At 70.7% G+C, this 14,684-nt stretch carries 14 protein-coding genes and 2 pseudogenes; 3 read left to right on the top strand and 13 right to left on the bottom strand.

Annotated elements, in window-relative coordinates; translation table 11 throughout:
• Positions 1-16: 16 nt before the first annotated feature.
• From ACFU8W_RS23595 to ACFU8W_RS23620, 6 genes are read right to left on the bottom strand one after another with little or no spacing between them, the layout of a single operon-like run.
• On the bottom strand, positions 17-1,201 hold the full coding sequence (locus tag ACFU8W_RS23595; protein ID WP_384040464.1) for an acyl-CoA dehydrogenase family protein: 1,185 nt from the start codon (positions 1,199-1,201) through the stop codon (positions 17-19).
• Positions 1,202-1,209: 8 nt separating this feature from the next.
• The gene (gene dmpG / locus ACFU8W_RS23600) at positions 1,210-2,265 is read right to left on the bottom strand and encodes a 4-hydroxy-2-oxovalerate aldolase (RefSeq protein WP_384040467.1); all 1,056 of its coding nucleotides are present in this window, start codon (positions 2,263-2,265) and stop codon (positions 1,210-1,212) included.
• Between the two features lie 28 nt (positions 2,266-2,293).
• Positions 2,294-3,202: an acetaldehyde dehydrogenase (acetylating) gene (locus ACFU8W_RS23605; RefSeq protein ID WP_384040470.1), complete on the bottom strand. Its 909-nt coding sequence runs from the start codon at positions 3,200-3,202 to the stop codon at positions 2,294-2,296.
• A gap of 57 nt (positions 3,203-3,259) precedes the next feature.
• Positions 3,260-4,297, bottom strand: coding sequence for a 2Fe-2S iron-sulfur cluster-binding protein (locus tag ACFU8W_RS23610; protein ID WP_384040473.1), 1,038 nt, complete (start codon positions 4,295-4,297; stop codon positions 3,260-3,262).
• Positions 4,294-5,991: an FAD-binding protein gene (locus tag ACFU8W_RS23615; RefSeq protein ID WP_384040476.1), complete on the bottom strand. Its 1,698-nt coding sequence runs from the start codon at positions 5,989-5,991 to the stop codon at positions 4,294-4,296. Before ACFU8W_RS23615 ends, ACFU8W_RS23610 begins: the two co-directional genes overlap by 4 nt.
• Positions 5,988-6,857: an alpha/beta fold hydrolase gene (locus tag ACFU8W_RS23620; protein ID WP_384040479.1), complete on the bottom strand. Its 870-nt coding sequence runs from the start codon at positions 6,855-6,857 to the stop codon at positions 5,988-5,990. Before ACFU8W_RS23620 ends, ACFU8W_RS23615 begins: the two co-directional genes overlap by 4 nt.
• A gap of 286 nt (positions 6,858-7,143) precedes the next feature.
• Between ACFU8W_RS23620 and ACFU8W_RS23625 the strand changes: the two genes are divergently transcribed.
• Positions 7,144-7,710, top strand: coding sequence for a flavin reductase family protein (locus ACFU8W_RS23625; protein WP_384040482.1), 567 nt, complete (start codon positions 7,144-7,146; stop codon positions 7,708-7,710).
• Between the two features lie 66 nt (positions 7,711-7,776).
• Here ACFU8W_RS23625 and ACFU8W_RS23630 read toward each other — a convergent pair whose 3' ends face one another.
• Positions 7,777-8,607, bottom strand: a complete 831-nt coding sequence (locus tag ACFU8W_RS23630) for an IclR family transcriptional regulator (RefSeq protein ID WP_384040750.1) — start codon at positions 8,605-8,607, stop codon at positions 7,777-7,779.
• 294 nt (positions 8,608-8,901) lie between these two features.
• Between ACFU8W_RS23630 and ACFU8W_RS23635 the strand changes: the two are divergent.
• Positions 8,902-9,150: pseudogene (locus ACFU8W_RS23635) on the top strand (integrase); the annotation flags it as partial.
• A 186-nt stretch (positions 9,151-9,336) separates the two neighbouring features.
• Here the strand turns inward: ACFU8W_RS23635 and ACFU8W_RS23640 are convergent.
• The 6 genes and pseudogenes from ACFU8W_RS23640 to ACFU8W_RS23665 all read right to left on the bottom strand — a co-directional run bounded on the left by ACFU8W_RS23640 (position 9,337) and on the right by ACFU8W_RS23665 (position 13,654).
• Positions 9,337-9,750 carry a hypothetical protein gene (locus ACFU8W_RS23640; protein WP_384040485.1) on the bottom strand — a complete coding sequence of 138 codons (414 nt, stop codon included), beginning with the start codon at positions 9,748-9,750 and terminating at the stop codon, positions 9,337-9,339.
• A 118-nt stretch (positions 9,751-9,868) separates the two neighbouring features.
• Complete coding sequence (locus ACFU8W_RS23645; RefSeq protein WP_384040488.1) at positions 9,869-10,009, bottom strand: hypothetical protein; 141 nt, start codon at positions 10,007-10,009, stop codon at positions 9,869-9,871.
• Positions 10,010-10,019: 10 nt separating this feature from the next.
• Positions 10,020-11,649: pseudogene (locus ACFU8W_RS23650) on the bottom strand (IS200/IS605 family accessory protein TnpB-related protein).
• A gap of 4 nt (positions 11,650-11,653) precedes the next feature.
• The gene (locus ACFU8W_RS23655; RefSeq protein ID WP_384040491.1) at positions 11,654-12,130 is read right to left on the bottom strand and encodes a hypothetical protein; all 477 of its coding nucleotides are present in this window, start codon (positions 12,128-12,130) and stop codon (positions 11,654-11,656) included.
• Entirely contained in the window at positions 12,124-12,942 is an 819-nt protein-coding gene (locus ACFU8W_RS23660; protein WP_384040493.1) for a helix-turn-helix domain-containing protein, read from the bottom strand. The genes ACFU8W_RS23655 and ACFU8W_RS23660 overlap by 7 nt, the downstream gene beginning before the upstream one ends.
• Positions 12,943-13,177: 235 nt before the next feature.
• Positions 13,178-13,654, bottom strand: a complete 477-nt coding sequence (locus ACFU8W_RS23665) for a hypothetical protein (protein ID WP_384040496.1) — start codon at positions 13,652-13,654, stop codon at positions 13,178-13,180.
• Positions 13,655-14,026: 372 nt separating this feature from the next.
• On the opposite strand from ACFU8W_RS23665, the gene ACFU8W_RS23670 reads away from it, so the two are divergent.
• Positions 14,027-14,665 carry a MarC family protein gene (locus ACFU8W_RS23670; protein ID WP_384040499.1) on the top strand — a complete coding sequence of 213 codons (639 nt, stop codon included), beginning with the start codon at positions 14,027-14,029 and terminating at the stop codon, positions 14,663-14,665.
• Positions 14,666-14,684 lie beyond the last annotated feature (19 nt).

A 14,684-nucleotide genomic window follows, 5' to 3' on the forward strand; every position in this document is an offset into this window, starting at 1 on the left:
TGCTTCGGACGGAGCCTCAGATCATCGAACGCATGGGGCCGGGCGGCGGCTCGACGCCGATCTGCGTCAGGGCCGAGGCGTGGAAGACGGATCCCGGCACATGGATGGCGTGCGTGAGACCCACGTGCGCGTCGCGCCAGAAGCGCTGGATCGGATTGTCCAGCCGCATCGCGTTGCCGCCGGAACGGGCGACGATCTCGTCGACAGCGCGGACCGCCCGCCAGGCGGCGGCAGCCTGGGTGCGTCGGCCGACGGCCCGCCGCTCGAAGGAGATCTCCTGGCCGGCCGCGACCGCGTCGTACATCTGGCAGACGTTGTCCAGCAGCGCCGAGCGGGAGGCCGCGATCTCGGCCGCCGCATCGCTGACGGCGTAGAGGACGTACGGGTCGTCCTTCACGGCCTGGCCGGTGATCTGCACCCGGGTGCGCTGGTGGTCGAGGTGGTGGGCGAGGGCGCCCTCGCAGATGCCGATCACGGCGGCGGTGATGCCGAGCGGGAAGGCGGCCGAGAACGGCAGCCGGTAGGCCGGGTTGGTCAGCCCGGACTCTGCGGCCAGGGAGCCGTCCACGACCTTGTTGTACTCGATGACGCGGTAGCCGGGTACGAAAGCGTCCTTGACGATGACGTCCTTGCTGCCGGTGCCGCGCAGCCCGACCACGTCCCAGGAGTCCTCGACGATCTCGTAGTCGGCGCGCGGCAGGATCACGTGCACGGACTGCGGGCGGTTCAGCCGGTTGCCGTCGGCGTCGGCGAGGAAGCCGCCCAGGAAGATCCACCGGCAGTGGTCGGTGCCGGAGGAGAACTGCCAGCGGCCGTTGAAGACGTAGCCGCCCTCGACGGGCCGCAGCAGGCCCATGGGCGCGTACGGGGAGGCGATCCAGGTGTCGGGGTCCTCGCCCCAGATCTCCTCCTGGACCCGGGGGTCGGCCATCGCCATCTCCCACGGGTGGACCCCGACGACCCCCGCGACCCAGCCGGTGGCCCCGTCCAGGGAGGCGATCCTCATGACGGTCTCGGCGAACTCGCGCGGATGCAGTTCGAGGCCGCCGTACGTCTTCGGCTGGAGCATGCGGATCGCGCCGACGTCCCGCAGGATCTTCGCCGCCTGGTCGTCGAGCCGGCCGAGCGCCTCGTTGGCGGGGCCGAGCGCGCGGAGTTCGCCGGCGCGTGCCTCGACGGCTTCGAGTACGGGATTGGACATGGCTGTTCTCACTTCCCCGAAGAGTGCTGGGCGTTATCGGAGCGGTTCCTCGCCGCGAGGGCGACCGCGATCTCGATGAGCTGGTCCTCCTGGCCGCCGACGAGCTTGCGGCGGCCCGCCTCCATGAGGATCTCGGCCCCGGACACCTGGTAGGTGTCGGCCTGGCGGGCGGCGTGCTTCAGGAAACTGGAGTAGACACCGGCGTAGCCCATCGTCAGGGAGAGCCGGTCGAGCAGGCACTCGCCGTCCATGACGGGCCGCACCACGTCCTCGGCCGCGTCGATGATCTTCAGTACGTCGATGCCGGTACGGATGCCCAGCTTCTCGGCCACCGCGGCAAATCCCTCGACGGGCGTGTTGCCGGCTCCCGCGCCGAAGCGGCGGGTGGATCCGTCGATCTGGGTCGCTCCGGCGCGTACCGCGAGGACCGAGTTGGCGACGCCGAGACCGAGGTTCTCGTGGCCGTGGAAGCCGACCTGGGCGTCGTCGCCGAGCTCGGTGACCAGGGCGGCGATCCGGTCGCCGGTCTGTTCCATGATGAGGGCGCCGGCGGAGTCCACGACGTACACGCACTGGCAGCCGGCGTCGGCCATGATGCGGGCCTGCCGGGCCAGCACCTCGGGCGGCCGGCTGTGCGACATCATCAGGAACCCGACTGTCTCCAGGCCCAGTTCGCGGGCCAGGCCGAAGTGCTGGACGGAGATGTCGGCCTCGGTGCAGTGGGTGGCGATCCGGCAGATCGCGGCGCCGTTGTCGGCGGCCTCGCGGATGTCGTCCTGGAGGCCGAGGCCGGGCAGCATCAGGAAGGCGATCTTCGCCCGGCGGGCGGTCTTCACCGCGGCCTTGATGAGCTCCTGCTCGGGTGTGTGGCTGAAGCCGTAGTTGAAGGAGGACCCGCCGAGGCCGTCGCCGTGGGTGACCTCGATGACGGGGACGCCCGCGTCGTCGAGGGCGGCGACGACGGAGGTGACGTGGTCGACGGTGAACTGGTGCTGCTTGGCGTGCGATCCGTCCCGCAGGGACGAGTCGGTGACCCGGATGTCCAGGTCGGAGCTGAAGGACATGGCTCGTGTACTCCTCGGTGAGCGGCGGTCAGGCGCCGGCGCGGCGGGCGGTGATCCGCTGGGCGAAGCCTTCGCCGACCCTGGCGGCGGCGGCGGTCATGATGTCGAGGTTTCCGGAGTACGGCGGCAGGAAGTCGCCCGCGCCCTCCACCTCGATGAAGACCGCGACGCGGGCGAGCCCGCCGCTGACCGCGGTCGGCCGGTCGAACTGCGGCTCGGCGCGCAGCCGATAGCCGGGCACGTACGCGGCGACCCGGGCCACGGTCTCGTGGACCGACGCGGTGACGGCGTCCCGGTCGGCATCAGCGGGGATCGCGCAGAAGACAGTGTCCTGCATCAGCATCGGCGGCTCGGCCGGGTTGAGGATGATGATGGCCTTGCCCTTGGCGGCGCCGCCGATCGTCTCGATGCCCCGACCGGTCGTGAGCGTGAACTCGTCGATGTTGGCGCGGGTGCCGGGCCCGGCGGACGGCGAGGCGACGCTGGCGACGATCTCCGCGTACGCGACCTCGGTGACCCGGGAGACGGCGTGCACGATCGGGATGGTGGCCTGCCCCCCGCAGGTGATGAGGGAGACGTTCGGTGCGTCGAGGTGGTCGCCGAGGTTGACGGCGGGCACGACCGCCGGACCGATCGCGGCGGGGGTCAGGTCGATGGCCTGGATGCCGAGTTCGGCGTACTTGGGGGCGTTGGCCCGGTGGACGTACGCGGAGGTGGCCTCGAAGACCAGGTCCGGCCGTTCCTGGCCGGCCAGCAGCGCGTCGACACCGTCGGCGCTCGCGTGCAGGCCGTGGTCGGCTGCGCGCTTGAGGCCGGGGCTCTGCTCGTCGATGCCGATCATCCAGCGCGGCTCGATGTCCGGCGAGCGCAGGAGCTTGTACATCAGGTCGGTGCCGATATTGCCGGATCCGACGATCGCGGCGGTCGCCTTGGTCACGGTTCGAACCTCATCCGGGTCGAGTGGGAACGGAGAACGGGTACGGGAGGGGGCGGGTCAGCCGTCGTAGGTGGCCTTCAGCCGGTCGCTGAGCGGGCGCGCCTGGCAGGCGAGGATCAGGCCGTCGGCGAGGTCGGTCGCGTCGAGGACCTCGTTGTGTTCCATGGCCACCTCGCCCTCGGTGAGGACACAGGCGCAGGCACTGCAACTGCCCTCCCGGCAGGAGTACGGCGCGTCGAGTCCGGCGGCGAGCAGCACGTCGAGCAGGGGTGTGTTCCGGGGCCAGTCGACGGTGTGGCGCACCCCGTCAAGTTCCACCTCGGCCTTGCTGACGGGCCCGGCGGTGTCCGCTTCCGGCGCGGGCTCGCGTTCCGCGAACGGGTCGCCGGTCAGTGAGGTGAAGCGCTCCACCGTGATCCGGTCCGGCGGCACCCCCAGGTCGGTGAGCGTGCCGGCCGCCAGGTCCATGAAGGGCCCGGGCCCGCAGACGAAGGCGGGACGGCCTGCGTAAGGGCGGGCGAGGGCGCGCAGTCCGGACGCGGTGGGCCGGCCCTGGACGGACTCCAGCCAGTGCAGGACGGTGAGCCGGTCTCTGTACTCCCGCGCCAGGGCCGCGAGTTCGTCACGGAAGATGACGGACTGCTCGTCGCGGTTGGCGTAGAGAAGGGTGACTGAGCCGGTCCCCGCGTGCAGGGCGGAGGTGAGGATCGACATCACCGGGGTGATGCCGCTGCCCGCGGCGAGGAGAAGGAAGTCGCCGTCGAGCGTATCCGGGGTGAAGGTGCCCGCGGGCCGCAGCACCTCCAGGGTGTCGCCCTCGGTGACGTGGTCGCAGATCCAGTGGGAGGCGTACCCCCCGGCCGTGCGCTTGACGGTCACCTTCAGCTGCTCGTCACGCACCGGGGAGCTGCACAGCGAGTAGCAGCGGGCAGCGCCGCCAGGGCGCTCGGAGGGCACCCGGACGGTGAGGAACTGGCCGGGCCGGTAGGTGAACCGGGCCCGTTCCCCGTCCGCCGGTTCCAGGACCAGCGAGTGCGCGTCGGCCGTCTCCCGGATCACCTTGACGACGCGTACGGTCAGCGGCGCCGGGCTCATGGTGTGCCTCCGGCTGCCCCGGTCCCCGCACGGGTGGCGGCGGCAGCGTGCCGGGCCGCGATGTAGCCGAACACGATGGACGGGCCGATGGTGGCGCCCGGTCCCGCGTACTCGTTGGCCATCACGGACGCGGAGGTGTTGCCGGTGGCGTACAGCCCGGCGACGGCCGAGCCGTCCTCGCGCAGCACCCGGCTGTGCTCGTCGCAGACGAGGCCGCCCTTGGTGCCGAGGTCGCCGACCTCGATGCGGACGGCGTAGTAGGGCGCCTTGTCGAGCTCGTCGAGGTTGGGATTCTTCATCGTGGGGTCGCCGTAGTAGCGGTCGTACGCGCTGTCGCCCCGGCCGAAGTCGGTGTCCCGGCCGGTCCGGGCGAAGCCGTTGAACCGCTCGACGGTCTCGGTGAGGGCGTCCGCCGGAACGCCGATGCTCCGGGCGAGCCCGGCGATGCTGTCCGCGCGGTGCACGGTTCCGTTCTCGTAGAACGCCTTGGGGAAGGGCATTCCCGGGAGGATCTGCGCGAACGGATAGCGGGCGCGGGCCTTGGCATCCATGACGAACCAGGCGGTGGTGTGCCCGCCTTCGAGCTGGTCGTGGACGAAGTTGACGTAGGGGGACGACTCGTTGGTGAAGCGCTTGCCGGCGGCGGAGACGATCACCGACGGCGGGATGCACCGCTCGGAGACCAACGGGATCGTGGCTCCGGACGGATGGTGCACGGACGGCATCCACCAGGCGTCGTCCATGAAGTCGAGGGCGGCGCCGAGTGCCTGGCCGGCGACGATGCCGTCACCGACGTTCTCGACGGCTCCAGCGCTGTGGTTGTCCCGTCCGCCCTCCGGCAGGTACTTCTCGCGCATCTCCTGGTTGTGGTCGAAGCCGCCCGTGGCGAGGAGCACCCCGTGCCGGGCGCCGATCCGCACGGCCGCGCCGTCCCGTTCGACGAGGACGCCGGTAACCTTGCCGGCCGCGTCGGTGACGAGCTCCGTCATCGGGCTGCGCAGCCACACGGGGACGCCGGCCTCCTTCAGCGCCATGCGCAGCCGCGCGACCAGGGCCCGCCCTCCGGTGGCCATGTGACGGCGGCGGACCGTGTTGGACGAGACCCGCCAGGCGGCGATCACCGAGGCCCAGCGGCCGCGCCAGGTCCGCTTGACCATGGCGAGGTCCCGGTAGTCCTTCGCGGTGATCCACAGTCCGAGAGGGCCTTTGAGGCTGTTGGGCCGCTGGTGCTTCTCGTCCTCGCCGAGCTTGCGGGTGTCGAAGGGCAACGCCTCGACGGACCGGCCGAGCGGACGGCCGCCCTCGTACTCGGGGTGGTAGTCGGCGTAGCCCTTGACCCAGAAGAAGCGCATCCAGCGGCTCTTGCCGAGCAGTTCCATCGCGGCCGGTCCCTGGTCGACGTAGGCGTCGAGGCGGGCGCCCGGCACCCGGTCCCCGGTGAGCCGGTCGAGGTACTGGCGTACGGAGGCCCGGCTGTCGTCGTGGCCCCTGGCACGCAGTGTGGGGTTGTTGGGGATCCAGATGCCACCGCCGGAGATTCCGGTCGTGCCGCCGTACATCGCGCCCTTCTCGACGACGACGGTGCTCAGGCCGCTGTCGGCCGCGGTCAGTGCGGCGGCCATGCCGCCTCCGCCGCTGCCGACGACGACGAAGTCGAACTCCTCGTCCCAGGCCCCCCGGGCCCCGGCGCTCACGCGGCGTCCTTGCGAGTGAGGAAGGCGAGGACCGCGCTCTCCCAGGCGGCCTTCTGTTCGATCATCACCCAGTGTCCGCAGTCCGGGAAGACGTGCAGTTCGGCGTCCGGAATGGTCCGCATCGGCAGCAGAGCCATGTCGACCGGGCTGACCCGGTCGTCGCGGCCCCAGGTGAGGAGGGTCTTCGCCCGGAGCCGGTGCAGCAGGGCCCAGTACGGTGCGTCGTCGGACGCGGCGGCCTCGGCGGCCCGTGCGGCGAACGCCTCGCTGCCGTACATCCGGCGGGCGCTCGCGAGCGTCTCCGGATCGGTGGCCTGCGCCCACCGTTCCTCGATGAGCTCCTCGGTCACCAGGGACCGGTCGTGCACCATGGAGTTCAGCCAGCGGACCAGGCCCTCGCGGGACGGTGCGTCTGTGAACTCGGTGAGCAGCCTGATGCCTTCGCCGGGCCCCGGACTGAACAGGTTCCGGCCGATGCCGCCGATCGTCACGAGCCGGCGCACCCGGGCGGGGTGGGCGAGGGCGAACCGGGTGCCGACGATGCCGCCCATGGAGTTGCCGATGATGTCGGCCTGCTGGAGGCCGAGCCCGTCCAAAAACCGGGTCACGGAGGAGGCGGCCGTCGCCATCGGGTGGCCGTCGGCCGGATCGCTGACCCCGAACCCGGGGAACTCCAGGACGAGACAGCGGAAGTGCTCGGCGAACGCGGCCAGGTTGTGCCGGTAGTTGCGCCAGCCCGTGACGCCGGGCCCGGATCCGTGCAACAGGAGCAGGGGCGGGCCGTCACCGGCCTCGTGGTAGCGCAGCACGCCCTGATCGGTCGGGAGTTCGCGCAATGTGGAGTCGTGACTCAGCTCCGTCATCATCCTGCCTCGTTTGACCTCGGTGTTCGGCGGGCCTGGTGCCCCGGTGGGCGGCCGTGGGTGCCGCGGATACGGCTCCCGGACGGTAGCCACGCTCCGCGGGGCCGCGCGGCGGACGTCTCGGTCAGCGGGATGCGTGCGGTCAGAGGCCGATGGGCGGCCTCCGGAGGCCCGCGGCCGGCGGCGTTCCACTGATCGGGAACGCGTTCCCGGCGGGCGGGGCCGGTGTCCTAGGTTCGGCTCCCTGCCCGGTCCCGGGCACACCGCCGTCCCCTTCGAGGTGAATCCGATGACCGCAGAGTCCCTGTCCGCGCCCGAGACATGTGAGGAGACCGAGCCGACGCCCCTGCGGATGCGGCGCACCATGGGGACCTTCGCGTCCGGGGTCACGGTGGTGACGGGCATCGGCCGGGACGCTGTCCCGGCCGGCTTCGCCTGTCAGTCGTTCGCGTCCGTCTCGCTCGAACCGGCCCTGGTGCTGTTCTGCGCCGACCACCGGGGGCGCGCGTGGCCCAGGATCAGGGAGTCGGGGCGGTTCGCAGTGAACATCCTGGCGGAGGAACAGACCGACCTCTGCGGCCGGTTCGGGTCGGCCAGGGGCCGCAAGTTCGAGGGGCTGGACTGGGAGGTGTCCCGCTGGGGGACGCCGTCGCTGCGCGGCGTCCTGACCCGGGTGCACGCCGATGTGTACGACGTGCGCGGTGCGGGCGACCACGATGTGGTGGTGGGCCGGGTCCTCGCCCTGGAGACCGTCACCGACGGGCAGCCGATGCTCTTCTTCCGCGGCGGCTTCGGCGTCGGGAGCCCGGCCGCGACGCCCCCCGATCCGTGGGGCCGGGGCGACCACTGGGGGTGAGGGAGCGGCGGATGCCGGTGGGCGGGGGCCCGGCGCCGTTCCGTATACGCGCTCCCCGGCCGCCGTCTACTGCCAGTCGCCGTACTGTCCGGCGGCGAGCAGGCGGTCCATGGCCTGCGGGGACCAGGTCTCCTCCGGTTCGGCCGCCGCGCGGCGCGCCCCCCTGACCGGCGTCTCCCGCTCGGGGAACAGTTCGCGGGAGACCTGCCGGGCCGCGTCCACGACCAGCGGTGCGACCTTCTCCAGCGGTGACCAGGCGTCCCCCACCAGGGAGATCGCGGCGACCGGCCCCTCGGGGCCGCGCACGGCGGTGGCCACACAGGCGATGTCGGGGAAGCATTCGCCGCGCTCGAAGGCGAGGCCGTGCCGGCTCCGGATGCGGTTGAGTTCCTGGTGCAGAGTGCCGAGGTCACAGATGGTGCGCTGGGTCAGCCGGCCGATGGCACCGGCCGCCCTGGCCTCGACGTCCTCCGGTTCGAGCCAGGCCAGCATGGCCTTGCCGAGCGCGGTCGAATGGGCGGGTGCCCGGCCGCCGACGCGGGAGGGGACCGTCGCGGCGAAGCGGCCGCCGGCCTTGTCCAGGTAGTGCACCTCCGCCCCGTCCAGGACGGCCAGATGGACGACCAGGCCGGTCCTGATCTGCAGATGGTGCAGCCGGGCCGCGGCGGCCTCACGGATCCTGCTGTGCGCGCCGTCCCCTCCGCCGAGGCCGAGGGCGCGGCGCCCGAGCCCGTAGCCGAGGCCGGTGTGTTCGAGCCAGCGCAGCCGCACCAACTGATCGAGGATGCGGTGCGCCGTCGACCTGGGCAGATGCGTGGACCGGGCCACTTCCTCCAGGGAAAGCCGGGCCGACCGGCCCTCGAAGACGTCCATGATCAGCGTCACCCGCTCGACCATCGACGGTGGAAGCTCTCGACGGTCCGGCACATGCACGTCGCGAGCCTCATGGACAGCCGTCATGGGAGCCTCCAGCCACAGACTGAAATGAATTCTTGTTTTCCGGAATGTAACAGCGCCCCCGAGCTCAGTGAAGACATGCGCACCTGCTGATTTCGCCGACCGGAGTACCGTCGCCCTGCGGACCGTCGCCGCCGCGTGCCCACGCGCCCCGGGGTGTGCCGTTCGGAAACTCATCGCTGCTGCTCGGAGTGGGTCTGGCGCGCCACGACGGCTTACTGGAACCCTGTCCGGGTGGTTGTCTCACTGGTGTACCAGGTGGCACGGAAGCAGGTCGCGGTCCCGGCGGCGCTGCTGCTTCGGGACGCGGCCAAAGACGCCGAACTGCTGGTGCTGCGGCATGAGAACGCGGTGCTGCGCAGGCAGCTCACGGGCCCGGTGCGGTACGAGCCTGCGGACCGACTGTGGTTCGCGGCGCTGCCCTCGCTGATCCCCCGACGTCGGTGGGCGCAGGTGTTCCCGGTGACGCCCGGGACTCTCCTTGTTCAGGAGCATCCGGCGCCCGTGACCGGCCTGACCGCTCACCGACTCCGACGCACCCGAGTGCTCGGCAGCGTCATCAACGAGTACCGACATGCAGCATGACCAGCAGCGACGAGCTTCCGAACGGCACAGGTTCCTCGCATGTGCTCGCCCGACTGCGCCGTGACGTCGGCCCGGCACAGGTGATCAGCTGCGGTCTTCGGCGCTGCGGTCTTCGGCGCTGCTGTCGGTGATCGCTCGGAACAGCTCGCGAGCCTGCTCGCAGAACTGCTCGACATCCGTGATGTCCGGCTCGTCACCGTCCGCCAGCATCCGGGCCTGGAGCTGCTCGGAGCGCAGCCCGCCGTAGCGGGCCCGCACCTCCGCGGTCACCGGCTGGACCGCAATGTGCAGGTGCTTGCGCGCGTCGCGGCCGTGTGACCACATGCAGACGTAGGTCTGCTCGGGCCGCCACAACGTCTCCACAACACGAGCGGTATCGCGCAGCAAAGGGCCGAGTTCCGCCGCTGCCGTGTCGTCGAGCTCCGCGATGGCCACGACGTGCTCCCGCGGACCGACGATCAAGGTGCCGAGATTCATCGGACCGACGACGTGGTTCACCACCCAAGCAGCGGTCTCGTGCAGGACACCCCCGGGCAGCTCCCGGCGCCCGGTCAGAAGGTCACACCCAAGACACCCCGTAGAACCAGCGCAACCGGTATGACCGTCAGCAACCGATCTACATAGAGCTACGGATCAGAAGGTCGGTGAAGAGCTCCTGTGCGGCCTCCCCCACCGCCTCGTCCGTGCCTACGGGAGTCAGCGTCGCGGCCACCGGCTGGATGCGGCGCGGGCGGCGCGCGTAATCGGGAATGCTCATGAAACCGTTCCTAGCCAGTGTGCGTGAGTGAGTCCTGGACCCACTGTTGCGTACTGGGCGCATCCCGAACGGTGTGGGATGCGCTGGGTTCCCGCTTTCGCGTCCCGTTCGGTGACGGCCCTGCGGGGGGCCGGTCCGTGGCGGGTGGGCGGGTTCCCTCACGCCCCTGGTCACCTGACCCGGCCTGGGCGGTCCGATGCCCCGCACGATCGCTCCGGTCGTGCGGGGGCGGTGCCGTCCGACGCCGGACCGGGTGCCCGAGGGCGCGTCGCCCGATCGCGATACCCGCGGCATCGTGACGGGACATCGTTCGGTGCGGGGTGACCAGCGGCTTCTGCCAGTGCTGGGCACCCCACCGGGAGGTGTAGGCGGGATCCACCGCGACAATGCTCAGGCCCTGTTCGGCGGCCATCGACACCAGCCGGGCCTTGAGCCTGCCGGTCGGGATGCCGGAGATGAGCTGCCGGAACCGCTTGCGGCGGCCGTGTTTCTCCCGGGTCTTCTCGGTGGTGAAGTCGAGGTCTTCGATGCCGATCGCGGCGACACCGACACGCACCGCCCAGTGGATCAGGCGGGTCAGCGCGTGGCGGATCTGGGCGTCGCGGTGACCGGCCGAACCGGACAGGTCGAAGCCGAAGCGGTGCGGGTCGCCCATGGGGTTGCCGTGCCGGTCCAGGCGGTAGGCGGCGAAGTGGTCGGCGTTGGTGTCGACACCGATCATGCCCCGGGCGCGGGCGGCCTCCAGCGGGATGGTCTGCACGACGGGACGCTGCCAGGACGCGGTGAGATACCAGCGGCCACGCTGGATGTCGAGGTGGATGCGGTAGGCCACGGCCCGGTTCGCTTCGATTCGGTCGGCCCACTCCGCACCCCGGTGCGCAAACGCGATCCGGGAGGCGAGGACGTACCGGCCGTGCCCGGCGTTGGCCAGGTGCGCAAGCGGGGCAGGCAGCCTGATGGACACTTCGCCGTCCGGGATGACGCGGATCGTCTCGTTCCCGAACCGCTTCCCCGACTCCCCATCGGCCGCAAGAAACCAGCGCTCCGCATCCCACCGTTGCCGCCACTGCTCCTCGGTGAGCCCCGGCCTGGGCGAGGTGGTGGCGGGTGTTGAGCAGACGTCTGCCGCCCCGCACCACCCGCACCCGCCCGGCCTGCCACTCGGCGACAGCAGCGGCGTGCCGGTCCTCCAGGGCCGCGAGGCGGCGAGATTTGCGGAACCACTCACTCCGGGAGCGGTAGCCTCCTGCGGCCCGCTTCGTTCCGGGTTCACCGACCGGGAGGGACAGGCGGTGCCGCAGCGTCCTGATCCCGGCTGCCAGCGTCTGGATGTGCGCTGCCTGGCAGCGGCGCGCCAGCGCCCACTGGTCGTGTGTGGCCTTGGTGATCGCACCGGCGATCCGCGACGACGACTCCTTCGTCAGGTCCCGCTTGCGCGACGCCCACGTCTGAGCACTGTGCTCCAGACCATCCGCACAGCGGGCCTTGAGATCACGGGAAGCGAGCGCACCCTGATGCTCACCGACCGCACGCAGCACCATCTCGTCCCGGGAGGTGAGGTGCCCCAGCCGGTCCCGGACCGCCACCCCGCAAGGCCCCGGCACCACGAAGGGCCCGGCCAACTCCCTCACACCACCCACCACATCACCCCCTCCCACCAGGCCGGGCACCTGCCATCCAGCCCAACGAGCAGCAGCCGCCAAGGTCACCCATTCGACCCCAGAACCCCCGTTCCCACCCCCACAAACCCACCGACAGGACTCGCTCCCGCACACCACCACTCACTTCAGTGCAGCAAACCGACAGCAGCTCACAACCCCCGTACTCGGAGACGACCACTGCCAGCGAAGCTGCCGGTGCGGCGGCAGCGATGGCAGCGGTCAGATACAGAGCGCTGTCCACCCGGAGCCGGCGCGCCAGCTCGACGGCGACGGCAGCAAGATCCCGGCAGCATTCCCCTACGAAATCCTGGTGCAGGAGAAGGGCTTCTTCAGGCGCCTCACCCAGGAGTCCTTCCCGTATGGCCTTCCAGGACAGGTTGACCGCCAGCACGACACTGCCGTCGTGGTGGAGCTCCGCATAGATCTCCCGCCCGCCGCCCAAGGTGAGCGTGTTCAGCACCCAACGGCGCAGCCCGGGCGCGGATTACTCGAGACGATCTCCAGGCCTGCCAAGGGGCCGACGGCTGGACGGTTCCCGGTCTGGGTGCGGGCGCGGGCGGCGTGCAGGGCGTTGGTGGCGTCCTCGCGGGCGAGGCGGGGTGCTGTGCGCGGCAGCGGGCGGTCGGGGCGGGCGACGGCGAAGAGCCAGGCCGCCGGTTCCTTCTGCTGGGCGAAGACGGTCTCCTGGGCGTGGTCGAGGAGGCGCTGGACTTCTTCTTCGGCTCGCTGGGCGTGGGTGAATCGGTCGCGGTAGGCGCGTTCGATCTGGTGCTCGGCCATCCAGGCGGTGTGGTCCTTGTCCTGGTAGGGGACGACGGCGGCCTGCTGCTCCTTGTCCTTCTGTGAGGTCCCGTACACGTGGTGCGGGGCCATGGCTCCGGCCGGTGCGTCGACGACGAGGACGCTGGCAGTGCCATCGGGCGCGGTCAGCATGCTGAAGGTGAGGTCAGGCAGGTAGGGCTGCACGTGATTGCGGATCCACTGGGCGTACTGCTGGACGTTGACCTCGCCGGGATCGATTCCCACCAGCTCGGTGGTCTTGTCCCGCACGCCGAAGACAAGCAGTCCGCCACGGGTGTTGGCCATCGCGGCGACGTCCTTGGCCAGTTCGTTCCACCGGCCGTCCCTCGGCGGCTGCGGCAGCTTCTCCTTCCAGTCCAGATCGTCCGACTCCGCAAGGTTGTCGGCAGCGGCCTGCCGGACCATGTCGAAGGAGAGCGGGCCGGGAACAGCACCGAGGTGTTCGTGCAGTCGAGTCCAGGAACGGGCCATGCCCGGCAGCCTAGGGGGCGGCACCGACGTTGCCGGCCGGACGCTGAGGTCTCACGCCGGCCCGCAGCTGCCCGGACGGGCAGCTGCGCCGCCGCCAGCTCCCGCGGCGGGCAACTGCCTCAAACAGTGGCGCGGCCTGGCCACACGAACCGACAAACTCGCCATCGTCTACCAGGTCGCACTCCACCTCGCCGCCATCCTCGTCCGGGCACGGCGCTCGCCAAAGAGACAGAACCTAGGTCGGCCAGCTGACCTGCCCGTTCTCGACCTCAAGCACATGCGGCATCAGGGATTCATGAAATCTGAGGTGGCCGATCCAGACCGCGTCGTTCACGAGCAGGTGGGTGTCTTGAACTCGTGCAGCCAGCCAGCAGAGCAGCTCGCCGACCTTTTCGAAGTCGTCTGGGTGGATTTCCTGCCGGGAGGTCAGTGACCAGCCCTTTTGCGGCAGGTCCGCGCGATTGGCCAATGCCGAGCAGAGCACGCCACCCACCCGCGCGGCCGCGCCGTTCTGGACCAGCAGTGGGTAAGGCTCGTTCTTGACCACCGGGTGCCCCGATTCGTCGATCACCACGGACGGGAACTCGGTCACAATGGCCAGATGCTCGGGCTGCGGCCCGATTCCCAGATGCCAGCGCAGGTCGGCGAGCTCCTGCTCGGAGAGCTCGTCCCGCAGATCGACCGTGACCACCAACTCATACACGTCACTCACGCGACGCACCCTACAGAGAGTGCTCGGCAAGGAAATTCGGCCCCGGGGCTGGCTCTGGAACCTCGTCTGAGCCCGACGGTCGTGCCGTTCGCACCGGTGGAAGCGTGGCAGGTCCTTGAATACGGAGGATCTCCTCCACACCGGGCCTGCCGTCCGGGTGTGCGCGCGGAGTCAAGGTCGGCGAGGTGGACGTCAACCCGCGCTACGGCAGCTGGGACGTCCACTCCGGGACCTTGGCGCGCTCAACGAGCCGTGGCTGGCCAAGCAGTCCGCGGTGTGGAGCCCCGCCGTCCCCGTGACATCGCGGCCCGGCTGACGCCTGGGACCGTGTGGGAACCCCGCGGCACAACGTCACCCGGGCACCCTGGGGCCATGCAGCCGTTCGACCTGACCACCGTGTTCGTGACGTTCTTCGCCGTCTTCGGGCCGCCCAAGGTGCTGCTCTCCTTCGCCCGGGTGGCCCGCACCCGCAGTGAGGCCGAACTGCGCCGGCTCGCCTGGGTCAGTTCTCTCATCGCCGCAGTGATCGGTGTGGTGATGGCCTACACGGCCGACTTCGTCACCACGTTCTTCCACGTCACGGACCAGTCGCTGCAGCTCGCCGGCGGCGTGATCTTCTTCGTCTACTCCCTCACTCTGGTGCTCGGCATGCATCTGGGCGGCGGAACCGACGACAGTGTGGGCCACAGGGAGGGCCGGCTGGCCGAGGGCCTGCGCGAGCTCATGCTGCCTTACGTGGCGAGTCCCCTGGCGGTGACGGCGGTACTGGTCGGGGCGCTGACCAAGGATTCCTGGGGCTGGCGCACCACCATGGCCGGCGCCTACGCGGCGGTGGCGGCGATCGACTGCCTGTGCGTGCTATTGCTCGCCCGGGTGCTCAAGAGCACCCATCAGACGTCGCTGGAGGTCCTGTCCCGGCTGCTGGGGCTGATCCTCGCGGCGGTCGGTGTCGAGCTGTTCCTGGGCGGCCTCCACGCGCTGGGCGTCCACCTCGCGCCGGCAGCGCACTGAGCCCGGCACCGGGTGCGGT

The organism is Streptomyces sp. NPDC057565, assembly GCF_042801455.1.
In the GTDB taxonomy this organism is placed as follows: domain Bacteria; phylum Actinomycetota; class Actinomycetes; order Streptomycetales; family Streptomycetaceae; genus Streptomyces; species Streptomyces yanii.